The following is a 20815-nucleotide window of genomic DNA, read 5'->3' as shown; positions in this document are numbered from 1 at the left end:
TTGGAAAAACCATGGCAGAACGCGAACAGCGTGGTGGACGCGATCAACGCGGCGGCGGACGTGAACGCAGGGAGCGCGAGGAGCGCGACAGCGAGTTCGTCGACAAGCTCGTCCACATCAACCGCGTGGCCAAGGTCGTCAAGGGCGGCAAGCGCTTCGGTTTCGCAGCGCTGGTCGTGATCGGCGACCAGAAGGGCCGCGCCGGCTTCGGTCACGGCAAGGCGCGCGAAGTGCCGGAGGCGATCCGCAAGGCCACCGAGTCCGCCAAGCGCAACCTGACCCGCGTGTCGCTGCGCGAGGGCCGCACGCTGCATCACGACATCGCCGGCCGTCATGGCGCGGGCCGTGTCTACCTGCGTGCAGCTCCGGCCGGTACCGGCATCATCGCCGGCGGTCCGATGCGCGCCGTGTTCGAGACGCTCGGCGTCCAAGACGTGGTGGCCAAGTCGATCGGCTCGTCGAACCCCTACAACATGGTTCGCGCAACCTTCGACGCGCTGAAGCATCAGGATTCGCCGCGTTCGGTCGCAGCCCGCCGCAACATCAAGGTGTCCACTCTGCAGTCGCGCCGTATCGGTGGCGATGCCGAGGCGGCTGCCGACTAACGACAGCTTTGGAGCAGACTCCCATGGCCAAGGCCGCAAAGACGATCAAGCTCGAGCAGACCGGCAGCGCGATCCGCCGCCATCACTCGCAGCGCTCGACGCTGATCGGGCTCAAGCTCAACAAGATCGGCCGCACCAGCGAACTGCCGGATACCCCGGCGGTCCGCGGCATGATCGAGAAGGTTCACCATCTCGTCCGCATCGTCGACGAGAAGTAAGCAAAGGCGCGTGATCCCGAGAGCGGGCTACCCGTTCTCGGCGAAGATCAGGCGCAAGAAACAAGGAGAAGGGCGATGAAGCTCAGCGATATCGCCGACAACGCCGGCTCGCGCAAGAAGCGTATGCGCGTCGGCCGCGGCATCGGTTCGGGCAAGGGCAAGCAGTCCGGCCGCGGCGGCAAGGGCCAGACCGCGCGTTCGGGCGTGCGCATCAAGGGTTTCGAAGGCGGCCAGATGCCGATGCATCGCCGCCTGCCCAAGCGCGGCTTCAACAACATCTTCCGCGTCGAGTTCGCCGAGATCAATCTCGACCGGCTCCAGGAAGCGGTCGATGCCAAGAAGATCGACGCCGGCAGCGTCGTGAACGTCGAGGCCCTGGTGAAGGGCGGCGTGCTGCGCCGCGCCAAGGCCGGCCTGCGGCTGCTCGGCCGTGGCGAGCTCAAGTCCAAGCTCAACATCGAAGTGCACGGCGCCACCAAGACCGCGATCGAAGCGGTCGAGAAGGCCGGCGGCTCGGTGAAGATCCTCGCCCCTGCCAAGGAAGAAGGCGAGGCGGCGTAACAACTGCGTCATTGGCCCGCGGCTCGCGGGCCTTTACGCATGCGGGACGTGGACTTATCGAAGCCGAGCCCCAGATAATGTCCGGCGTCCGCGAGAGCATGATCCGGAAAAGTGTGACGCGGTTTTCCGGAAAGATCATGCTCAAACGATAGCCTAAAGCGCGATATCATCGCGCTTTAGTAGCCCGGCCGCGGGCATGACGGCGCAATAGGCGGCGGGAGAAAGTCCAAGATGGCCTCTGCAGCGGAACAACTGGCAGCCAATCTCAATTTCGGTGCGTTTGCCAAGGCTGACGAACTGAAGAAGCGCATCTGGTTTACACTGGGTGCGCTGCTCGTTTATCGGCTCGGGACCTACATCCCGCTGCCCGGCATCGATCCCAATATCTGGGAGCAGGTGTTCCGCTCCCAGGCAGGCGGCATCCTCGGCATGTTCAACATGTTCGCCGGCGGCGGCATCCACCGCATGGCGATCTTCGCGCTGAACATCATGCCGTATATCTCGGCCTCGATCATCATCCAGCTCCTCACCACCGTCTCGCCGCAGCTCGAGGCGCTGAAGAAGGAAGGCGAGTCCGGCCGCAAGCTGCTGAACCAGTACACCCGCTATCTCACCGTGATCCTGGCCGCGTTCCAGTCCTATGGCATCGCGGTCGGCCTCGAGGGCGCCGGCAACGTCGTCAGCGACCCCGGCATGTTCTTCCGCCTGTCCACCGCGATCACGCTGACCGGCGGCACCATGTTCCTGATGTGGCTGGGCGAGCAGATCACCTCGCGCGGCATCGGCAACGGTATCTCGCTGATCATTCTCGCCGGTATCGTCGCCGAGCTGCCCGCGGCGCTCGCCAACATGCTCGAGCTCGGCCGTCAGGGCGCGATGTCGACCGGCCTGATCCTGGTCGTCATCGTCATGGCGGTCGCCGTGATCGCCTTCATCGTGTTCATGGAGCGTGCCCAGCGCCGGCTCCTGATCCAGTATCCGAAGCGCCAGGTCGGCAACAAGATGTTCGAGGGCCAGTCCTCGCATCTGCCGCTCAAGCTCAACACCTCCGGCGTGATCCCGCCGATCTTCGCGTCCTCGCTGCTGCTGCTGCCGACCACGGTCGCGAATTTCAATGCGGGCAGTGGGCCGGAATGGTTCCAGTGGATCACCACCCAGCTCGGCCACGGCCGTCCGCTGTTCCTGATCATGTATCTGGCGCTGATCGTGTTCTTCGCCTTCTTCTACACCGCGATCGTGTTCAACCCGACCGAGACCGCGGACAATCTGAAGAAGCATGGCGGCTTCATTCCGGGCATCCGTCCCGGCGAGCGCACCGCGGAATATATCGACTACGTGCTCTCGCGCATCACCGTGCTGGGCGCGATTTATCTCGCGATCGTCTGCTTGATCCCGGAGATCCTGATCTCCTACGCCTCGGTGCCGTTCTACTTCGGCGGCACCTCGCTGCTGATCGTCGTCAGCGTCACCATGGATACGGTGGCACAGGTGCAGGGCTATCTGTTGGCGCACCAGTATGAAGGCCTGATCCGCAAGTCGAAGCTGCGCGGCCGCCGCAGGTAAGCCCGCCCGCAAATGACCATCGAGCTCGCGCGCCGCATCGCTATCACGATCGGCGCGCTTCTCGTTTTCAGGCTGGGCACGCAGATCCCGATTCCCGGGGTTGATGTCTTCGACGTCTCGCCGACGCTGGATCTCGTCTCCCGGCTTTCGATCTTTGCGCTGGGCCTCATTCCTTACCTGACGGCAGCAATCCTGATCCGGCTGCTGTCCGTGGTGTGGCGTCGCCTGAATTCCCCCGAGCGATCAGGCGAGCGCGGACGGCGCAAGATTGCGCGTGCCACGCTTGGCCTGACGCTCGGACTTACAGCCTTTCAAGCGTACGGCTTCGCCTCGACGCTCACGTCGATCCCGGGCCTCGTCAGGAATCCCGACGGCTGGTTCGTGATGACGGCCTCGGCCTCGTTGGTCGGCGGCGTCTTCGTGCTGGTCTGGCTCAGCGAGCAGATCACACGCCACGGCATCGGGAACGGCCTGGCGCTGATCCTGAGCGCCGGCTTTCTGGTCGCGATTCCGCAAAACATCGCCGGCATCATGGATGCTTTCCGGCAGGGCATGATCTCGGGTAGCCTCGTCCTCGGCCATGCGGTGTTCTGGGTCGCGGCCGTTGTCGTGATCGTGCTCGTCGAAGGTGCGCGGCGAAATATCCAGGTCCGGTTCGCCGCACGCAACGTCGGCACGCGGCAACTGCCGGGACGGGATGCGACGCTGTCGATCAAGCTCAACAGCGCCGGGTTCTTGCTTCCGGCCACCGTGGCGCCCTGGATCTTCTTTCTGCCGCTTGCCTTTGCCGGCGTCGTTCTGGGCAGTGATCATCCGCTGGTCGCGGCGGCGTATCAGCATCTTCAGCTGGGCCAGCCGGTGCACATGATTCTGGTGTCGATCGCCGTGTTCGCGCTCGCCTTCATCTACACGGCCTATGTCGTCGATCCCGAGTACACGGCGAAATCTCTGGCGCAGCGTGACGGTATCATTCCCGGGGTCGCGCCCGGCGAGGTGACCGCTGCCCATCTCGATCGCGTCGTGTCATTGACGACGGTCGTCGGAGCCGTCTACCTGACTGCGTTGCAGTTGATTCCGGAGGTGTTCGAGCTTTACGGGATCGGACTGCCTTATAGTATGGTCGTCAATGGTGGTGCGGCGGTGGTAGTGGTTTGCACTGCTCTTGATATCAAAACACAGGTGCGCGACGTATCGCTCACCAATCCGGGGGGCGTACGCCGATGAGAATTATACTTCTGGGACCGCCGGGGTCGGGCAAGGGGACCCAGGCGCAGCTCTTGGTGCAGCGTTATGGCATCGTCCAGCTCTCGACCGGCGAGATGCTGCGTGCCGCGGTTGCGGCCGGAACGCCGGTCGGCCTGAAGGCCAAGGAGATCATGGCCAGCGGCGGCCTCGTGCCCGACGAGGTCGTGGTCGGAATCATCTCCGACCGGATCGACCAGCCGGACGCCCGGAACGGCTTCATCCTCGACGGCTTCCCGCGCACCGTGCCGCAGGCCGAAGCTCTGGACGAGTTGCTGAGGAACAAGCGCCTCAAGCTCGACGCCGTGATCGAGCTTCGCGTCAACGAAAGCGCGCTTCTGAACCGCGTCGAGACCCGCGTCGCCCAGATGCGGGAGCGCGGGGAGGAAGTCCGACTCGATGACACCCCGGAGGTCCTGACCAAGCGGCTGGCCAGCTACCGCAGCCAGACGGAACCGCTGATTCACTACTATTCCGAGCGGCGGAAGCTCTCGACCATCGACGGTATGATGGCCATCGACGAGGTCACCCGCGCCATTGACCGCCAGCTACAGGCTCTAGGGACGGTCGAGCCCGCGACCCGCGCCAAGAGCGTAGCCAAGGCGGCGCCGGCCAAGAAGGCGAGGGCGGCCAAGGCAGCGACCCCAAAGGCCGCCAAAAAGCCGGCGAAAACGGCCAAAAAGCCCGCCAAATCGGCGAAAAAGGCCGCCAAGGCGGTAAAGGGCCCGAAGACAGCCAAGAAGACTGTCAAGAAAGCCGTCAAGAAGGTCGGCAAGAAAGCCGGTAGGAGAGCAGCCAAAAAGGCCGCCAAAAAGACCGCCAAGAAGGCCGTCAAAAAGGGTGCCAGGAAGGCTGCAAAAAAGGTCACGAAAAAGCGAGCCAAGCGCTAGCAGCGGTTGACGAAAGCCCCTGGAATCCCCTAATAAGCCCCGCATCCAAGTCGGATAGTTTCAGACGATGCCGGGCCCCAGGAAGACCGGGGGAGGGCGTCGTGTTCGCGTTTGTGAACACCTGCCCGAGAACACAAGCACTTAAAGCCCGATCCTGACGAGGATCGGCAACAGGAGAGAAGGCCGTGGCCCGTATTGCCGGCGTGAACATTCCCACCAACAAGCGCGTGCTGATCGCGCTCCAGTACATCCATGGCATCGGTCAGAAGATCGCCGGTGAGATCCTGGAAAAGGTGAAGATCCCCGTGGATCGTCGCGTCAATCAGCTCAGCGACGCTGAAGTGCTCCAGATCCGCGAAGTGATCGACCGCGACTATCTCGTCGAGGGCGACCTGCGCCGTGAAGTAGGTATCAACATCAAGCGTCTGATGGACCTCGGCTGCTATCGCGGTCTGCGTCATCGTCGCGGTCTGCCGGTGCGCGGCCAGCGTACCCACACCAATGCGCGTACGCGCAAGGGTCCGGCGAAGGCCATCGCCGGCAAGAAGAAGTAAGTTTTCGAATCCAATCACGGCGTGTGGCGAACACGGGCATGACCCGTTCGCCACGCGCTTTTCGTTCCACAGGTGTAGCCGCTGGCATTACGGCGGCGTTTGAGATCTCCAGGAAAGGTACTCAATGGGTAAGGAAGCCACCCGCGTTCGTCGTCGTGAGCGCAAGAACATCGCCTCCGGCGTCGCGCATGTGAACTCGTCGTTCAACAACACGACCATCACCATCACCGACGCGCAGGGCAACACGATTGCCTGGTCTTCCGCCGGCACGATGGGCTTCAAGGGCTCGCGCAAGTCGACCCCGTACGCCGCGCAGGTTGCCGCCGAGGACGTGTCGAAGAAGGCGCAGGAGCACGGCATGCGCACGCTGGAAGTCGAAGTCGCCGGTCCCGGTTCGGGCCGCGAATCGGCGCTCCGCGCGCTTCAGGCCGCCGGCTTCACCGTCACCTCGATCCGCGACGTGACCACGATCCCGCACAACGGTTGCCGTCCGCGCAAGCGTCGTCGCGTTTGATTTTTTACGAGTTGCGGGCGCATCGCGCCCGCAATGACTTTGCAAGAAGCCGCGGGTGCGACCTGCGGCCTTTCTCCAACGCCAGTATTTGATGCCTCAAATTGGCTGGCCTGTATGGGTGAAACAGTGACGATCCAGAAAAATTGGCAAGAACTGATTCGGCCGAACAAGCTCCAGGTGATGCCTGGCAGCGATTCCTCGCGTTTCGCAACCATCGTCGCCGAGCCGCTCGAGCGCGGCTTCGGCCAGACCCTCGGCAACGCGCTGCGCCGCATCCTGCTTTCCTCGCTCCAGGGCGCGGCGGTGCAGTCGGTGCACATCGACGGCGTGCTGCACGAGTTCTCCTCGATCGCGGGCGTCCGTGAGGACGTCACCGACATCGTGCTCAACATCAAGGACATCTCGATCAAGATGCAGGGCGAAGGCCCCAAGCGCATGGTCGTGAAGAAGCAGGGCCCCGGCGTTGTCACCGCCGGTGACATCCAGACCGTCGGCGATGTCGTCGTGCTCAACCCGGACCTGCAGATCTGCACCCTCGACGAGGGCGCGGAGATCCGCATGGAGTTCACGGTCGCGACCGGCAAGGGCTACGTGCCCGCCGAGCGCAACCGTCCCGAGGATGCGCCGATCGGCCTGATCCCGGTCGACAGCCTGTACTCGCCGGTCCGCAAGGTCTCCTACAAGGTCGAGAACACCCGCGAGGGCCAGATCCTCGACTACGACAAGCTGACCATGACGATCGAGACCAACGGCGCGATCTCGCCGGATGACTCGGTGGCTTATGCCGCCCGCATCCTGCAGGATCAGCTCAACGTGTTCGTCAACTTCGAAGAGCCGCGCAAGGAAGTCGCCCAGGAGATCATCCCGGACCTCGCCTTCAACCCGGCCTTCCTCAAGAAGGTGGACGAGCTCGAGCTGTCGGTGCGTTCGGCCAACTGCTTGAAGAACGACAACATCGTCTACATCGGCGACCTCGTGCAGAAGAGCGAAGCGGAAATGCTCCGCACCCCGAACTTCGGCCGCAAGTCGCTGAACGAGATCAAGGAAGTGCTGGCCCAGATGGGTCTGCATCTCGGCATGGAAGTGCCCGGCTGGCCGCCGGAGAACATCGACGAGCTCGCCAAGCGCTTCGAGGATCATTACTGATCTGACTTCACCGTGACGGCCGGCGTCCCCGGCCGTCATTTTTAAGGGCGAACGCAGGAAGCCCACCTGTGCAACTGGTCCGACGAACCGTCGCGGCAGTTCTAACGTAAGGAATAGTTACATGCGTCACGGCAAGGTTCATCGGAAGCTCAACCGCACGGCCGAGCATCGCCGCGCGATGTTCGCCAACATGGCGGCCGCGCTGATCAAGCACGAGCAGATCGTCACCACGCTGCCCAAGGCCAAGGAGCTTCGCCCGATCGTCGAGAAGCTCGTGACCCTCGGCAAGAAGGGCGGGCTGGCCATGCGCCGCCAGGCCATCTCCGAGATGCGCGACAAGGATCAGGTCAAGAAGCTGTTCGACGTCCTGGCGACCCGCTACAAGGACCGCCAGGGTGGCTACACCCGCATCATCAAGGCCGGCTTCCGCTACGGCGACAACGCCGCGATGGCCGTGATCGAGTTCGTCGATCGCGACGTCGATGCCAAGGGCCAGGATTCCGGCCCCGTGCAGGAGAAGGAAGCCGAGGCGGCGTAAGCCACTCAGCGGATACGGATTGAAAACGGCGCCCTCGGGCGCCGTTTTTGTTGTTGGGCTGGCGCAGATTCGCCGGGACTATTCCTCCTTGATCCCCGCTTTTTGCGCGATGTCCTTCATTTCGGCGGTCTCCTTGCCGATGGCGCCCGCCCAATCGCTGTAACGCGCGAAGCCGGGCTCGAAGCCGACCTTGGTGAAGCGCTCGATGACGGACGGGCTGCCGATGATCTCCTCCAGCGTCGCCGACAGCTTGTCGCGAACGGACGGCGGCAGCCCCTTCGGCGCGACCACCGCTCCCCATGACGCGAAATCGATGTTGCCATAGCCGAGCTCGGCCAGCGTCGGCACGTCGGGCAGGTACGGCGTGCGCTTGCCCGAGAACACGGCGAGCACCTTGACGGTGCCGGCTTCGATCTGCGGCTTGACCGCGATCACCGTGTCGACGTGGTACTGGATGTGCTTGCCGATGAGGTCGTTCATCGCCGGCGCGCTACCCTTGTAGGGCAGGTGGACCATCTTGATCCCCGCCGCCGACTTGAACAATTCGCCGGCAAAATGCGAGACGGTCGCGACGCCAAAGGACGCCAGCGAGAGCTTGTCGGGATTGGCCTTGGCTTCAGCGACGAGCGCGGCCACGTCCTTGATCGGATTGTCCTGGTAGGTGACCAGCGCCAGCGTAATCTTGCCGGTCTGGCCGATTGGCTCGAAGTCCTTGGCGGCGTCGTAGGGCACGCTTTCCTTGACGGCCGCCGGCAGCGTGAAGCTCGAGTTCGAGCTGAAGAACAGGGTGTATCCGTCAGGCGCCGCTCGCGCGACCTCCTTGGCGGCAATCGTGGTGCCGCCGCCGGGGCGGTTCATGATGATTACGGGCTTGCCGAGCCGCGTCTCCAGTTCGCCGCCGATGATGCGCGCCACCACGTCGGAGGCGCCGCCGGGCGGGAAGGGCACGATCAATTGCAGCGGTTTGTCCGGATAGACCGCTTGAGCCGGCGCGGGCGAGTTGCCGCCGATCAGGCCGAGCAACCCGAGCGCAACAGTGAGGGCGGTTCTCTTCATCGCTTGGTCCTTCCGTGTTCGCATGAGCAAAGATGCCCGGGTGTGGCTAGCAATAATCGTTCCATCTGCGATCGAGACTGGTTGTATGCCTCCCTCGCTGCACCCGGAACAGCTCGTGACCGTCTCACCGATTGGTGAGCGCCAATTGCGGCGCGGTCCATCGCGTCCGATATTCCCCTCATCGATTTGATGGAGATACTACATGAACATCGACCTTTCCGGAAAAACCGCGCTGGTGACTGGCTCGACCGCCGGCATCGGCCATGCCATCGCCAAGGGCCTTGCAGCCTCCGGCGCCAGCGTCGTGATCAACGGGCGCGGCCAGGACAAGGTCGATGCGGCCGTGCGCAAGCTGGAAGGGGCTGGCGCCAAGGTCCGCGGCATCGCCGCCGACGTCTCGACCGCTTCGGGCTGCAGGGCGCTTGTTTCGGCGCTGCCGGACGTCGACATCCTCGTCAACAATGCCGGCATTTTCGAGCCGAAGGACTTCTTCGACATTCCCGACGAGGACTGGAGCCGCTTCTTCGAGGTCAATGTGATGAGCGGCGTGCGGCTGTCGCGCGCCTACCTGAAGGGCATGCTCAAGCGCAATTGGGGCCGCATCGTCTTCATCTCCTCGGAGTCCGGCCTCAACATTCCCGTCGAGATGATCCATTACGGCATGACCAAGACGGCCCAGCTCTCGGTCGCCCGCGGTCTGGCGCAGCTCACGCGCGGCACCGGTGTCACCGTCAACTCCGTGCTGCCGGGCCCGACCATGTCGGAGGGCGTCGAGACTTTCGTGAAGGATCTCGCCAAGCAGAACGGACAGTCGGTGGACGAGGCCGCCGCCAACTTCGTCAAGCAGCATCGCCCGAGCTCTCTACTCCAGCGTTTCGCCGGCGTGGACGAGATCGCCAACATGGTGGTCTATGTCGCCTCGAAGCAGGCATCTGCCACCAACGGCGCGGCGCTGCGCGCGGAAGGCGGCATCGTCAACACCATTGCGTGAGGTCGTGCATGACAGCCTATGTGATCTCCGAAGTCGAGATGCGCGACGCGGACGGCTTTGAAGCCTATCGCAGGCTCGCCGCGAAGACGATCGCGCAGTACGGCGGACGTTATCTCGTCCGTGGCGGCAAAGCCGAGCTTGCCGAAGGCAACCTCCCGCCGAAGGCCGTCATTATCGTCGAATTCGAATCGATGGCGCGATTGAAGGAATGGTACGCCTCGCCGGAATATGCCGAGGCGCTGAAGCTGCGGCAGACGGCGCTGGAGCGGCGGCTGCTGTTCGTCGAGGGAGTCGTCGAAGCCTAGCTGGTCTGCCGCCCCTGCGGGTTCCATTTGGCGCGCCGTCGGGTAGGATGGGCGTTCATGCTCAGGCCTCTGTCGACCCGCCATAAACGCCTCTTCAGATTGACCTCCGCGCGATGGCAGCGGCAGGCGATCTTCCTGCTCGGTGGCATCGGGGTTGGCGCAGCGGCGGTGGCGCTGGCGCAACTCGCCGATCTGGCGCAGCAGGCTTTCGCGCTGCTGCTGGCGCAGTCCCGCTACGCCGTGCTGGCCGTGACCCCGCTCGGTTTCATGCTCTCGGCCTATCTGACCATCCGGCTGTTTCCCAACGCGCAGGGCAGCGGGATTCCACAGGCGATCGCCGCACGCCATCTGACCGACCAGACGGCACGCGAAAGTCTGGTTTCGATGCGGATCGCGATCGGAAAGGTGATCCTCACTCTGTTCGGTCTGCTGTGTGGCGGCTCCGTTGGCCGGGAAGGACCCACGGTGCAAGTCGGTGCCTCCATCATGTTCGCGCTTGGCCGCGTCTCGCCGCGCCGCCAGCCGGGGTTGATCCTGGCAGGCGCCGCTGCGGGCGTTGCCGCGGCGTTCAACACGCCGATGGCCGGAATCGTGTTCGGCATCGAGGAGATGAGCCGCGCATTTGAGACCCGCACCTCCACGCTCATCATTGCGGCCGTGATCGCGGCCGGCCTGACCTCGCTGGCGCTGGCGGGCAATTACGCCTATTTCGGCAGCAGCGCGATGTCGCTGGGGCGCGGCGCGGACTGGCTGGCCGTTCCGCTCTGTGGCGTGATTGGCGGCCTCGCAGGCGGCCTGTTCAGCCGCATCGTCATCGCGATGGCGCGCGGATTCAGCAATCCACTCGGACGCGCGATCAAGGGCCATCCGCTCTGGTTCGCATTCGCGTGCGGCATCGCTGTCGCGATCTGCGGCTTGGTCTCCGGCGATACGATTTACGGGACCGGCTATGACCAGGTAAAGACGGCGCTGGAGCACGGCGCGCCGTTGCCGCGGGATTTCGGTGTGCTCAAGCTCCTGGCGACGACCTTTGCCGCGATCAGCGGCATACCGGGCGGCATTTTCTCGCCGTCGCTGGCCGTTGGTGCCGGCATCGGCAGCAACGTCGCCGCGTTCTTCCACGATGCGCCGCTCGGCGCCATCATGTTGCTCGGCATGGTCTCGTACTTCGCCGGCGTGGTGCAGGCGCCGATCACCGCGTTCGTGATCGTGACCGAGATGACGGATAATCACGGCATGGTCGTGCCCTTGATGGGGGCCGCGCTGATCGCGCATGTGACCTCGCGAATGATCTGCGAGGAGGGCATCTATCACGCGCTGGCTAAAGGCTTTGTCGAACGGGCGACGCGCCCCGCACTGGACAAGATGCCGTAAGGTGGGCAAAGGCGCAGTTGCGCCGTGCCCACCATCTCTCTCTCATCGCGACAAGGGTGGGCAAGCTTCGCTTTGCCCACCCTATGCACCGATGTTGCAACTGCTACCACCCCTCCAGCACGATCTTGCCGCGCGATTTTCCGCTCTCCAGGAGCGCATGCGCGCGCTTGAGGTTGACGGCGTTGATAGTGCCGAAGGTCTGGTCGAGCGTGGTGCGCAGCACGCTCTTGTCGATGAGGTCGGAGACGTCGTTCAGCAGACGATGCTGCGCAATCATGTCCGGCGTCTGGAACGAGGAGCGCGTGAACATCGATTCCCAGTGCACCGAGATCGCCTTGCCCTTGAAGGTGCTCATGGTGAACTCCGGCGGATCGTCGATCAGGCCGAACCTGCCTTGCGGCGCCATGAAGTCCGCGATCGCCTTGTAGTGCTGGTCGGTGAAGGTGAGGCTCGCCACCAGCGCGACCGGCGGCAGCTTCAATGCCTCGATCTGCTCCTTCATCGGCTTGCCGTGGTCGATCACGGCATGCGCGCCGAGATCGAGGCACCATTTTTGCGATTCCGGCCGCGTCGCCGTCGCGAGCACCGTGAGGCCGGTGAGGCGGCGCGCGAGCTGGATCAGGATCGAGCCGACGCCGCCGGCGCCGCCCGTGATCAGAAGCGTCCGCGGATCGACGCTCTTGCCGGGCACCGCGCCGAGCCGGTCGAACAGCAATTCCCAGGCGGTGATGGAGGTGAGGGGAAGGGCGGCCGCTTGCGCGAAGGACAGGCTCTTCGGCTTGTTGCCGACGATGCGTTCGTCGACCAGATGAAATTCGGAATTGGTGCCCTGGCGCAGGATCGAGCCCGCGTAAAACACCTCGTCGCCCGGCTTGAACAGCGTGACCTCCGGCCCGACGGCATCGACCACGCCGGCTGCGTCGTAGCCCAGGATCTTGGTCTCGCCCTCGGGCGGCGCTGCACGCTTGCGCACCTTGTAATCGACCGGATTGGCCGAGATCGCTTTCACGGCGACGCGGATGTCGCGCCCCCGGGGTTCGGGTTTTGCAGTCTCGAAATCGATCAGCGAATTCGCGTCCTCGATCGGAAGCGATTTTGTGTAGCCGACGGCCTTCATGGCTTGTCTCCATCAGATGGCGTGCTCGCCTGGCGTCCTAACTGTCGCTCTGGCTCCAATTTGGCAAGTACTGTAAATTCGGGGATATAGTCCCTGTTCGGATACTATTGGGAAAACACGCATGAAAAGGCGCGACTTTGCCCGGCGCCCGGGCTGCTCGGTCGAGGCGACGCTGGATCTGATCGACGGCAAGTGGAAGGGCGTGATCCTCTATCATCTGCAGGGCGGCACCCAGCGCTTCGGCGAATTGCGCCGCCGGATGCCCGGGATCACCCAGCGCATGCTGACGAAACAGCTTCGTGCGCTGGAGGAGGACAAGCTCGTCATCCGCAAGGTCTATGCGGAGGTGCCGCCGCGCGTGGAGTATTGTCTTTCCGAGCTCGGCGAGAGCCTCAAGCCGGTGATCGATATTTTGAAGGCCTGGGGCGAGAACCACCAACGGCTCCTGTCCTGCGGGCCTGCGCCCGAAATGGAGCCGGTCAAGAAGCGTAAGCGCGCAGCCTAGGTCGGGAACATCTGTCGCACGACAATGGATGCGCGGTCATCATTTGGCACGAGGCAAATGGCCGGTCCGCACGCCAGGCTTGCATGCTTCCGACGTCAGGGGCGGGCCGAATATAGCCGCCCTGCGCCCTTCTATTGGGGGGCGAACGCGCCTATATTCCGGCGTCTTTTCCAAGAGGTAGGAATGTTTCGATCGATCTGGACCGCCGCCGTCACGGCCTCGTGCATAGCCTTTTCCGCCCAATTCAATCCGGCTGCGGCGCAGGACCGTCGGGTCCCGTCCTCGCCGGCCGAGCTGCGGCTGTCCTATGCGCCGATCGTGCAGCGGGTTCAGCCGGCCGTGGTGAACGTCTATGCGGCCAAGGTGGTGCAGAACCGCAACCCGCTGCTGGACGACCCGATCTTCCGCCGCTTCTTCGGTGTGCCGGGCCAGCAGCAGGAGCAGGTGCAGCGCTCGCTCGGCTCCGGTGTCATCGTCGATACGTCCGGCCTCGTCGTCACCAACGTCCATGTCATCGAAGGCGCGGACCAGGTGAAGGTATCGCTGTCGGACAAGCGCGAGTTCGAGGCCGAGATCGTGCTGAAGGATTCCCGCAGCGATCTTGCGGTGCTGCGCCTGAAGGATTCGAAGGAGAAGTTTCCGGCGCTCGAATTCACCAACTCCGATGAGCTGCTGGTCGGTGACGTCGTGCTGGCAATCGGCAATCCCTTCGGCGTCGGCCAGACCGTGACCCACGGCATCATCTCGGCGCTGGCGCGCACGCAGGTCGGGATTACCGATTACCAGTTCTTCATCCAGACCGATGCGGCGATCAATCCCGGCAATTCCGGCGGCGCGCTGGTCGACATGAACGGCCGGCTCGCCGGCATCAACACCGCGATCTATTCGCGCTCCGGCGGCTCGCAAGGCATCGGCTTTGCGATCCCCGCCAACATGGTGCGCGTCGTCGTGGCCTCCGCCAAAAGCGGCGGCAAGGCTGTGAAGCGGCCATGGCTCGGTGCGAAACTGCAGGCGGTGACGCCGGAAATCGCCGAGAGCCTCGGCCTGCGCTCGCCGACTGGCGCGCTGGTCGCGAGCGTGGTGTCGAATGGCCCCGCGGCGAAGGCCGGCCTGAAATCCTCCGATCTCATCATCGGTATCGACGGCCAGAGCGTGGATGATCCCAACGCTTTCGATTATCGCTTCGCCACCCGTCCGCTCGGCGGCACCGCGCAGATCGACGTGCAGCGCGGCGGCAAGCCGCTGAAGCTGACGGTGGCGCTGGAGACCGCGCCCGATGCGGGACGTAACGAACTCGTCGTCACTGCGCGTTCGCCGTTCCAGGGCGCCAAGGTCTCGACCATCACGCCGGCGGTCGCCGACGAGCTGCATCTTGACGCCGACACCGAAGGCGTCGTGATCACCGATCTCGGCGGCGACAGCGCGGCTGCGAATGTCGGCTTCCAGAAGGGCGACATCATCCTGGCCGTCAACAACCAGAAGATCAGCAAGACCGGAGACCTCGAGAAGGCTGCCGCAGAACGTCCGCGGCTCTGGCGCATCACGGTGGTGCGCGGCGGCCAGCAGATCAACGTTACGCTGGGCGGATGAGTCCAAAGCGACCACAGCAGACGCCAACGCTCTTCGCGGCGGCCGGGCTCGACCAGGAAGCTCCGCATCCGTTGCCGGACCGGCTGCGCCCGCGCACGCTGTCGGAGGTCGTCGGCCAGGACCATATCCTCGGTCCCGACGGCGCTCTGACACGCATGCTGGAGACCCGCACGCTGGGATCGCTGGTGTTCTGGGGGCCGCCCGGCACCGGCAAGACCACGGTGGCGCGGCTTTTGGCGGATGCGACCGACCTGCATTTCGAGCAGATCTCCGCAGTGTTCTCCGGCGTCGCCGACCTGAAGAAGGCGTTCGACGCCGCCCGCGCCCGCCGCGAGATGGGCAAGGGCACGCTCTTGTTCGTCGACGAGGTGCACAGGTTCAACCGTGCCCAGCAGGATTCCTTCCTGCCCGTGATGGAAGACGGCACGGTGGTGATGGTCGGCGCCACCACAGAGAACCCGTCCTTCGAGCTCAACGCGGCGCTTTTGTCTCGCGCGCGCGTATTGGTGTTTCGTTCGCTCGACGCAGCCGCGATCGAAAAGCTGTTCGCCCATGCCGAGGACGTCGAGGGCAGGAAGCTGCCGCTCGATGACGAGGCGCGCGCGGTGCTGGTGCGCATGGCCGACGGCGACGGTAGGGCATCGCTGACGCTCGCCGAAGAGGTCTGGCGCTCGGCACGGGCGGACGAGATCTTCAATGCCGCGCAGTTGCAGGACATCCTGCAGCGCCGCGCGCCGATCTACGACAAATCGGCCGACGGCCATTACAACCTGATCTCCGCGCTGCATAAGTCGGTGCGCGGCTCCGATCCCGATGCGGCGCTGTATTACCTTGCGCGGATGCTGGACGCCGGCGAGGACCCGCTGTTCCTGGCCCGCCGCGTCGTGCGCATGGCAGTCGAGGACATCGGCCTGGCCGATCCGCAGGCGCTCGTCATCGCCAATGCGGCGAAAGACGCCTTCGACTTCCTCGGCCATCCCGAGGGCGAGCTCGCCATCGCGCAGGCCGTGGTCTATCTCGCCACCGCGCCGAAATCGAACGCGGTCTACACCGCCTTCGGCACGGCGATGCAGGTCGCCAAGCAAGCCGGCTCGCTGCTGCCGCCCAAGCACATTCTCAATTCCCCGACCAAGCTGATGAAGTCGGAAGGCTACGGCGCGGCCTACGAATACGACCACGACGCCCCCGACGCCTTTTCCGGCCAGGACTACTTCCCCGAAGCCCTGGGCCGCCAGACCTTCTACGACCCACCCGAGCGCGGCTTCGAGCGCGAGATCCGGAAGCGGCTGGATTACTGGGCCAAGCTGCGTAAGGAGCGGGGCGGCTCGGGCTAGAAACGGCCATTTCGCCGTGACGGGAGCCGCCTTTTAGGGTAGGCAGGCAACCATGAGCCGCCGCATCAAGAGAATGAACCCGAAGCCGCGCTCGCGTGACGAGCGCGAAGACTCACGTCCGCATCAGGCGCGGGGCGCAAAGAAAGCTGGCCCGCGTCCGAGCAGCAAGCCCGGCGGCAAGCCGCCGCGCTTCGAGCGGCGTGCCCCCGAGCGCGCCGAGCGGCGTCCGCCCAAGGCTGAGCCGGAGAGGGCTGTGCCGGCAAAACCCGTCGAGCCGCTGCTGCCGACCAAGGTGCAGACCGTCAAGGTGACGGCCGACGAGAACAACATGCGCGTCGACCGTTTCCTCGAAGCGCGCTTTCCTGGCCTGTCGTTCTCCCACATCCAGCGCGTCGTCCGCAAAGGCGAGCTGCGCGTCGACGGCAAGCGCGTCGACAGCAAGGATCGCCTGGAGGAGGGCCAGAGCGTCCGCATCCCGCCGCTGAAGCTCGACGCGCCGAAGGTCGTCGGCGAGCTTTCGGAGGCTGCGCAGAAGACGCTCAAGGCGCTGAAGGAGATGACGATCTTCGAGGATGACGACGTCCTCGTCCTCAACAAGCCGGCCGGCCTTGCCGTGCAGGGCGGCTCGGGCATGACGCGGCACATCGACCAGATGCTTGAGGTGATGCGCGATGCCAAGGGCCAGAAGCCGCGCCTCGTGCACCGCATCGATCGCGAGACGTCGGGCTGTCTGTTGATCGCCAAGACGCGCTTTGCCGCCTCGCATCTGACCGGCGCGTTCCGTTCGCGGTCGGCGCGGAAAACCTATTGGGCGCTGGTGCCGGGCCTGCCGAAACCGAAGCAGGGTCGCATCTCGACTTTCCTCGCCAAGGAGGAGAGCGAGGACGACACCATCATGCGCGTTGCCCAGCACGGTGACGAGGGCGCGAGCCACGCGGTGACCTATTACGCGATGGTCGAGACCGCCGGCAACAAGCTCACCTGGGTGTCGCTGAAGCCGGTGACGGGCCGCACCCACCAGCTGCGCGCCCACATGGCCCATATCGGCCATCCCATCGTCGGCGATCCCAAATATTTCAACATCGAGAACTGGCAATTGCCGGGCGGCCTGCAGAACCGGCTGCATCTGCTCGCGCGCCGCATCGTCATTCCGCATCCGCGCGGCGGCGTGATCGACGCCACCGCGCCGCTGCCGCCGCACATGCAGCAGTCGTGGAATCTGCTCGGACTCGATGCCAGCCGGTTCGACCCGATCGAGAACGCGCCGGAGGAGTAGGGGGCGCACGGCTCGCCTCCACCTCGTCATTGCGAGGAGCCCTCGCGACGAAGCAATCCAGACTGCCGCCGCGGCAGCAGTCTGGATTGCTTCGCTGCACTGGCAATGACGTTGGGGAAGCAGCGATCGGTTCACCCCTCACTTCCGAAACTGCTCCAGAAACATCCGTAAACTGTCATGCGGGCTCTCGACATCCGTGATCAACCAGCCCTCCGGCCCGTTGACGACGATGAAGTTCAGCGTCACGGGCTTGCCACGGTTGTCGAAATTCGCCGCGACATAGGTCTTGTCATATTGCCTGCGAACGACCGCGATGGCGACCGGGCCGAGCTTCCAGCTCTGGCTCTGCACCAGGAAGTCGTAAGGCTCGGCCCGCGGCGCGGACCAGGCCTTGCGCATAGCCGGATCGAAGAATTGCCGGGCGGTCGCCGTATCCCTTGGCAGTCCTTTGGACAGCTCCGGCGCGCCATCGCCGTAATGAGCATAGATGTTACGGACCAGCGATTCGGGGGTACGAAAGCCGGCCTCCGCCGCGGCCAGCCAGACCCCGGCCAGCAGGGCCGCAATGCCCGCAAGTTCCCTCATGCCCGCCGCTCGCTTTATCGGCTCCCGGTCTTATCTTAAAAGCCTAGCATCCAGGGACCGGGACCGAAAACTCACATGCGCGAATTGTTCGAAGAAGCCGCAGGCCAGCCTCCGCCCGATCCGCGGGAATCGGCGCGCGCGTCTGCGCGCACGCCGCTGCGCAAGCGCTTCTACAAGGAGGCCGGCGTCACCGAGGCCGAGGGTGGTTTTGCCATCACGCTCGATGGCAAGCCGATCCGCACGCCGTCTGGCCGCCAGGTCGTGATCCCTGCGCGGACGCTCGCAGATCGCGTCGCCGCGGAATGGGCTGCCCAGGGTGCGAGCATCGATCCCGTGACCATGCCGCTGACGCGGATCGCCAACAGCGTGGTCGAAGGCGTCGTCGACCGCGTCGAGATCGTCAGCGACGACCTTGCAAAGTACTTCGAGTCCGATTTGCTGTTCTATCGCGCCGGCCACCCGGAAGGGCTCGTGGCCCGCGAGGCCGCGCATTGGGATCCAGTGCTGTTCTGGGCCGCGGAGACGCTGGGGGCGCATTTCATCCTGTCCGAGGGCGTCATGCATGTGAGGCAGCCGGACGAAGCGCTGAAGGCGGCACGAGCCGCGCTGCCCGAGGATGCCTGGTCGGTCGCCGCGCTCCACGTGGTGACCACCTTGACTGGTTCGGCGCTGCTGGCCCTGGCGCTGGCCCATGACGTGCACGATGCCGACCAGGTCTGGGCCGCCGCCCATGTCGACGAGGACTGGAACGCCGAGCAATGGGGCGTGGACGAGGAGGCAGCTACCCGCCGGGCCACGCGCTTCCGGGATTTCGAGGCCGCCGTGACGGTCTTGGCGGCGGTCAGGGCGGCCGTGGCCAAAGGTCCTTAACGAGAGGTTTACGACGTAGACGCTAGGGTGGGGAGAGTGCTCGCTCCCGTGCTCGCTCCAGTGCTTCCTTGGGCCCCCTGAGATGCCGACGCCCGTCACGTCCATCCTTCCCGTCAGTGCGCCCAGCCCCGCGGCTGATGCGACGACGCCCGACCTCGTGCTTCAGGCCGGCAGCGTCGTCGATGCCAGGGTCGTCAGCGTGATGGCCGACAATCTGGTGCGGATCGCGATCGCCAACCTCTCGATGGACGTGATGTCGGAGGTGGCGCTGACGCCGGGGCAGAATCTGCAGCTCGCGGTGTCGCAGAACGACGGCACCATCCGCCTTGCGGTCATGAGCGGGGCAGGCGAGGCCGCCACTGATCAGATCACGCTGACGCCCCGCGCCGCCTCGCTGGTGGAAAGCCCGCCGCTGGCGCCGTCGGCGAGCGTGCCGCGAAATACGCTCACGCCGTTGGAGCAGGTCGCCGTCACCGCGGCAGCGGCCGAGGCCGTGACGAAGCAGGGCAGCCAGGCGCCGCTGTTCGCTGATCTGGCGGCCGTCGTCACCGGCAGCGATTTACCGGCGGGGTTGAAGCAGGCGGTGCTGGACGTGTTGGCACAGCAGACACAGCTCAACGGCGCCCTCGATGGCGGCGACATCGAATCCGCCTTCCAGAAGTCAGGACTATTCCTCGAGGCATCACTTGCTGCAGGCACGACCCCGTCCTCAGGTAGCGTTCCGGATTTGAAGGCGGCGCTGCTGGTGCTGCGCCAGACCTTGGCGACGATCCAGACGGCCGCACCGCAAAGCCAGGGCGCCACGATTCCGGCCGGCACCACGGCGACACCGCAGGTCGCCGCCGCGCCGGCGCAGCCAGCGGGTGAGGTCGCGCAGACCGTCTCGCCGTCGATCGCCCCCGACATTGCCCAGCAGCCGCAAACGCCGCGCAACGCCAATCCCGCGGCCGCGGTGCTGGCCGATATGGCGGCCGACGCGCCGCAAATGGCGCTGCCGCGCATGTCCGCCGGCCTTGCCGCAAGCCTGCTGCAGGAGGTCACGCAAAACCTGCCGCGCCTCACCGGTAACGTGCCCGGCTCCAACAAGGCCGTGCCCGATGGCCACCTCTTCGAAGCCGCGGCCCGCGCGATACCGCCCCCGTTCCGTGGCGCGCTGCCATCTGCGCAATCGATCGCCACGCCATCGCTCGCGCCGGATGCGCCGCTCTCCGCGACCGTGCATCGCCTGCTCGACGAGACCGATGCCGCGATCGCGCGGCAGACCCTGCTCCAGGTCGCTTCGCTCCCCGATCGCACGGATGCCAGCGGTCACCGCGTTGATCCCAGCGTGCCGCAGTGGAATTTCGAGATACCCTTTGCAACGCCGCAAGGCACCGCGATGGCGCAGTTCGAGATCTCGCGCGATGGTGCTGGCGAATCCGCCGATCCCGCCAAGCAAGCCTGGCGCGCGCGCTTCACGCTCAATGTCGAGCCCGCCGGCCCGGTGCATGCTCTGATCACGTTGAATGGCGACAAGACTTTCGTGCGGATGTGGGCGGAGCGGACGGCGACCGCGCAGCAGCTTCGCGCCGGCATCGGTGAGCTCAACCAGGCCCTGGTGAGGGCCGAGCTCAACCCCGGCGACATCCTGGTCCGCGACGGCACGCCGCCGCAGCCGGCACCGGCCCGCGCCGGCCACTTCCTGGATCGCGCCACATGAGTGATCCATCCAAGCTCGCGATCGCGCTGCATTACGAGAAGGGCTCTGGCGCGCCCGTCGTCGTCGCCAAGGGCAAAGGCACGATCGGCGAGAAGATCGTCGAGATCGCCAAGGCTCACGACATCCCGATCGAGGAAAACGAGGTCTTGGCCGGCGCGCTGTCCAAGGTCGAGCTCGGCGAGGAGATCCCGCCGGACCTCTACAAGGCCGTCGCCGAGGTCCTGGTGTTCGTGCTGCGGCTGTCGGGCCGGGGGCGGTAGGTCCTACCTGTCATCGTTTCAC

General features: G+C 65.0%; 23 protein-coding genes. 20 read left to right on the top strand and 3 right to left on the bottom strand.

The window, feature by feature from the left end; all coding sequences use genetic code 11:
• The first annotated feature begins 11 nt into the window (after positions 1-11).
• The 10 genes from rpsE to rplQ all read left to right on the top strand — a co-directional run bounded on the left by rpsE (position 12) and on the right by rplQ (position 7831).
• On the top strand, positions 12-605 hold the full coding sequence (rpsE, locus tag AC0WRY_RS21645; protein WP_025036985.1) for a 30S ribosomal protein S5: 594 nt from the start codon (positions 12-14) through the stop codon (positions 603-605).
• A gap of 23 nt (positions 606-628) precedes the next feature.
• Positions 629-823 carry a 50S ribosomal protein L30 gene (gene rpmD, locus AC0WRY_RS21640; protein ID WP_011088137.1) on the top strand — a complete coding sequence of 65 codons (195 nt, stop codon included), beginning with the start codon at positions 629-631 and terminating at the stop codon, positions 821-823.
• A gap of 75 nt (positions 824-898) precedes the next feature.
• Positions 899-1384 carry a 50S ribosomal protein L15 gene (gene rplO, locus AC0WRY_RS21635; RefSeq protein ID WP_194402787.1) on the top strand — a complete coding sequence of 162 codons (486 nt, stop codon included), beginning with the start codon at positions 899-901 and terminating at the stop codon, positions 1382-1384.
• Positions 1385-1615: 231 nt separating this feature from the next.
• The gene (gene secY / locus AC0WRY_RS21630; RefSeq protein WP_100176995.1) at positions 1616-2947 is read left to right on the top strand and encodes a preprotein translocase subunit SecY; all 1332 of its coding nucleotides are present in this window, start codon (positions 1616-1618) and stop codon (positions 2945-2947) included.
• A 12-nt stretch (positions 2948-2959) separates the two neighbouring features.
• On the top strand, positions 2960-4171 hold the full coding sequence (locus AC0WRY_RS21625) for a preprotein translocase subunit SecY (RefSeq protein WP_194402786.1): 1212 nt from the start codon (positions 2960-2962) through the stop codon (positions 4169-4171).
• On the top strand, positions 4168-5079 hold the full coding sequence (locus AC0WRY_RS21620; protein ID WP_194402785.1) for an adenylate kinase: 912 nt from the start codon (positions 4168-4170) through the stop codon (positions 5077-5079). The genes AC0WRY_RS21625 and AC0WRY_RS21620 overlap by 4 nt, the downstream gene beginning before the upstream one ends.
• Positions 5080-5264: 185 nt before the next feature.
• Positions 5265-5633, top strand: a complete 369-nt coding sequence (rpsM, locus tag AC0WRY_RS21615; RefSeq protein WP_008549231.1) for a 30S ribosomal protein S13 — start codon at positions 5265-5267, stop codon at positions 5631-5633.
• Between the two features lie 124 nt (positions 5634-5757).
• A complete protein-coding gene (gene rpsK / locus AC0WRY_RS21610; RefSeq protein ID WP_007603045.1) occupies positions 5758-6147 on the top strand; it encodes a 30S ribosomal protein S11 in 390 nt (129 codons plus the stop codon).
• Between the two features lie 114 nt (positions 6148-6261).
• Positions 6262-7293 (top strand): DNA-directed RNA polymerase subunit alpha, encoded by a 1032-nt coding sequence (locus AC0WRY_RS21605; RefSeq protein ID WP_194402784.1) that lies wholly within the window; start codon positions 6262-6264, stop codon positions 7291-7293.
• A gap of 121 nt (positions 7294-7414) precedes the next feature.
• Positions 7415-7831, top strand: coding sequence for a 50S ribosomal protein L17 (gene rplQ, locus AC0WRY_RS21600; protein WP_011088131.1), 417 nt, complete (start codon positions 7415-7417; stop codon positions 7829-7831).
• 78 nt (positions 7832-7909) lie between these two features.
• On the opposite strand, the gene AC0WRY_RS21595 is transcribed toward rplQ, so the two are convergent.
• Positions 7910-8887 (bottom strand): Bug family tripartite tricarboxylate transporter substrate binding protein, encoded by a 978-nt coding sequence (locus AC0WRY_RS21595; protein WP_194402783.1) that lies wholly within the window; start codon positions 8885-8887, stop codon positions 7910-7912.
• A gap of 202 nt (positions 8888-9089) precedes the next feature.
• Here AC0WRY_RS21595 and AC0WRY_RS21590 point away from each other — a divergent pair, with 202 nt between their 5' ends.
• Genes AC0WRY_RS21590 through AC0WRY_RS21580 form a run of 3 tightly spaced genes read left to right on the top strand, consistent with a single transcriptional unit; the run spans position 9090 to position 11557 of the window.
• Positions 9090-9878 (top strand): SDR family NAD(P)-dependent oxidoreductase, encoded by a 789-nt coding sequence (locus AC0WRY_RS21590; RefSeq protein WP_194402782.1) that lies wholly within the window; start codon positions 9090-9092, stop codon positions 9876-9878.
• A gap of 8 nt (positions 9879-9886) precedes the next feature.
• Positions 9887-10183 (top strand): DUF1330 domain-containing protein, encoded by a 297-nt coding sequence (locus AC0WRY_RS21585; protein WP_194402781.1) that lies wholly within the window; start codon positions 9887-9889, stop codon positions 10181-10183.
• A 57-nt stretch (positions 10184-10240) separates the two neighbouring features.
• Entirely contained in the window at positions 10241-11557 is a 1317-nt protein-coding gene (locus AC0WRY_RS21580; RefSeq protein ID WP_194402780.1) for a chloride channel protein, read from the top strand.
• A gap of 103 nt (positions 11558-11660) precedes the next feature.
• On the opposite strand, the gene AC0WRY_RS21575 is transcribed toward AC0WRY_RS21580, so the two are convergent.
• On the bottom strand, positions 11661-12674 hold the full coding sequence (locus AC0WRY_RS21575; protein ID WP_194402779.1) for a zinc-binding alcohol dehydrogenase family protein: 1014 nt from the start codon (positions 12672-12674) through the stop codon (positions 11661-11663).
• Positions 12675-12795: 121 nt separating this feature from the next.
• Between AC0WRY_RS21575 and AC0WRY_RS21570 the strand changes: the two genes are divergently transcribed.
• From AC0WRY_RS21570 to AC0WRY_RS21555, 4 genes are all read left to right on the top strand, one after another.
• A complete protein-coding gene (locus AC0WRY_RS21570; protein ID WP_194402778.1) occupies positions 12796-13179 on the top strand; it encodes a winged helix-turn-helix transcriptional regulator in 384 nt (127 codons plus the stop codon).
• A gap of 183 nt (positions 13180-13362) precedes the next feature.
• Positions 13363-14769 (top strand): DegQ family serine endoprotease, encoded by a 1407-nt coding sequence (locus tag AC0WRY_RS21565; RefSeq protein ID WP_194402777.1) that lies wholly within the window; start codon positions 13363-13365, stop codon positions 14767-14769.
• The gene (locus AC0WRY_RS21560; protein WP_194402776.1) at positions 14766-16103 is read left to right on the top strand and encodes a replication-associated recombination protein A; all 1338 of its coding nucleotides are present in this window, start codon (positions 14766-14768) and stop codon (positions 16101-16103) included. Before AC0WRY_RS21565 ends, AC0WRY_RS21560 begins: the two co-directional genes overlap by 4 nt.
• A gap of 52 nt (positions 16104-16155) precedes the next feature.
• Entirely contained in the window at positions 16156-17379 is a 1224-nt protein-coding gene (locus AC0WRY_RS21555) for an RluA family pseudouridine synthase (protein ID WP_194402775.1), read from the top strand.
• A gap of 138 nt (positions 17380-17517) precedes the next feature.
• On the opposite strand, the gene AC0WRY_RS21550 is transcribed toward AC0WRY_RS21555, so the two are convergent.
• Complete coding sequence (locus tag AC0WRY_RS21550; protein ID WP_194402774.1) at positions 17518-17964, bottom strand: hypothetical protein; 447 nt, start codon at positions 17962-17964, stop codon at positions 17518-17520.
• 75 nt (positions 17965-18039) lie between these two features.
• On the opposite strand from AC0WRY_RS21550, the gene AC0WRY_RS21545 reads away from it, so the two are divergent.
• The 3 genes from AC0WRY_RS21545 to AC0WRY_RS21535 all read left to right on the top strand — a co-directional run bounded on the left by AC0WRY_RS21545 (position 18040) and on the right by AC0WRY_RS21535 (position 20793).
• The gene (locus AC0WRY_RS21545; protein ID WP_194402773.1) at positions 18040-18834 is read left to right on the top strand and encodes an ATP12 family chaperone protein; all 795 of its coding nucleotides are present in this window, start codon (positions 18040-18042) and stop codon (positions 18832-18834) included.
• A gap of 82 nt (positions 18835-18916) precedes the next feature.
• Positions 18917-20533, top strand: a complete 1617-nt coding sequence (fliK, locus tag AC0WRY_RS21540) for a flagellar hook-length control protein FliK (RefSeq protein WP_194402772.1) — start codon at positions 18917-18919, stop codon at positions 20531-20533.
• The gene (locus tag AC0WRY_RS21535; RefSeq protein WP_063195078.1) at positions 20530-20793 is read left to right on the top strand and encodes an EscU/YscU/HrcU family type III secretion system export apparatus switch protein; all 264 of its coding nucleotides are present in this window, start codon (positions 20530-20532) and stop codon (positions 20791-20793) included. The genes fliK and AC0WRY_RS21535 overlap by 4 nt, the downstream gene beginning before the upstream one ends.
• The last annotated feature ends 22 nt before the right edge of the window (positions 20794-20815 follow it).

The organism is Bradyrhizobium sp. T-12 (assembly GCF_058314695.1).
This window is presented reverse-complemented; position numbering and strand designations above follow the sequence as displayed.

Bases quoted from the DNA above. Each gene is read 5' to 3' on its own strand.
- rplO (WP_194402787.1), top strand. From the start codon at position 899: ATGAAGCTCAGCGATATCGCCGACAACGCCGGCTCGCGCAAGAAGCGT.
- AC0WRY_RS21620 (WP_194402785.1), top strand. From the start codon at position 4,168: ATGAGAATTATACTTCTGGGACCGCCGGGGTCGGGCAAGGGGACCCAG.
- fliK (WP_194402772.1), top strand. From the start codon at position 18,917: ATGCCGACGCCCGTCACGTCCATCCTTCCCGTCAGTGCGCCCAGCCCC.
- AC0WRY_RS21550 (WP_194402774.1), bottom strand. From the start codon at position 17,964: ATGAGGGAACTTGCGGGCATTGCGGCCCTGCTGGCCGGGGTCTGGCTG.
- AC0WRY_RS21570 (WP_194402778.1), top strand. From the start codon at position 12,796: ATGAAAAGGCGCGACTTTGCCCGGCGCCCGGGCTGCTCGGTCGAGGCG.
- rplQ (WP_011088131.1), top strand. From the start codon at position 7,415: ATGCGTCACGGCAAGGTTCATCGGAAGCTCAACCGCACGGCCGAGCAT.
- AC0WRY_RS21555 (WP_194402775.1), top strand. From the start codon at position 16,156: ATGAGCCGCCGCATCAAGAGAATGAACCCGAAGCCGCGCTCGCGTGAC.
- AC0WRY_RS21585 (WP_194402781.1), top strand. From the start codon at position 9,887: ATGACAGCCTATGTGATCTCCGAAGTCGAGATGCGCGACGCGGACGGC.
- AC0WRY_RS21590 (WP_194402782.1), top strand. From the start codon at position 9,090: ATGAACATCGACCTTTCCGGAAAAACCGCGCTGGTGACTGGCTCGACC.
- rpsE (WP_025036985.1), top strand. From the start codon at position 12: ATGGCAGAACGCGAACAGCGTGGTGGACGCGATCAACGCGGCGGCGGA.
- rpmD (WP_011088137.1), top strand. From the start codon at position 629: ATGGCCAAGGCCGCAAAGACGATCAAGCTCGAGCAGACCGGCAGCGCG.
- AC0WRY_RS21535 (WP_063195078.1), top strand. From the start codon at position 20,530: ATGAGTGATCCATCCAAGCTCGCGATCGCGCTGCATTACGAGAAGGGC.
- AC0WRY_RS21545 (WP_194402773.1), top strand. From the start codon at position 18,040: ATGCGCGAATTGTTCGAAGAAGCCGCAGGCCAGCCTCCGCCCGATCCG.
- AC0WRY_RS21560 (WP_194402776.1), top strand. From the start codon at position 14,766: ATGAGTCCAAAGCGACCACAGCAGACGCCAACGCTCTTCGCGGCGGCC.
- AC0WRY_RS21575 (WP_194402779.1), bottom strand. From the start codon at position 12,674: ATGAAGGCCGTCGGCTACACAAAATCGCTTCCGATCGAGGACGCGAAT.
- AC0WRY_RS21605 (WP_194402784.1), top strand. From the start codon at position 6,262: ATGGGTGAAACAGTGACGATCCAGAAAAATTGGCAAGAACTGATTCGG.
- AC0WRY_RS21580 (WP_194402780.1), top strand. From the start codon at position 10,241: ATGCTCAGGCCTCTGTCGACCCGCCATAAACGCCTCTTCAGATTGACC.
- secY (WP_100176995.1), top strand. From the start codon at position 1,616: ATGGCCTCTGCAGCGGAACAACTGGCAGCCAATCTCAATTTCGGTGCG.
- AC0WRY_RS21625 (WP_194402786.1), top strand. From the start codon at position 2,960: ATGACCATCGAGCTCGCGCGCCGCATCGCTATCACGATCGGCGCGCTT.
- rpsK (WP_007603045.1), top strand. From the start codon at position 5,758: ATGGGTAAGGAAGCCACCCGCGTTCGTCGTCGTGAGCGCAAGAACATC.
- AC0WRY_RS21565 (WP_194402777.1), top strand. From the start codon at position 13,363: ATGTTTCGATCGATCTGGACCGCCGCCGTCACGGCCTCGTGCATAGCC.
- AC0WRY_RS21595 (WP_194402783.1), bottom strand. From the start codon at position 8,887: ATGAAGAGAACCGCCCTCACTGTTGCGCTCGGGTTGCTCGGCCTGATC.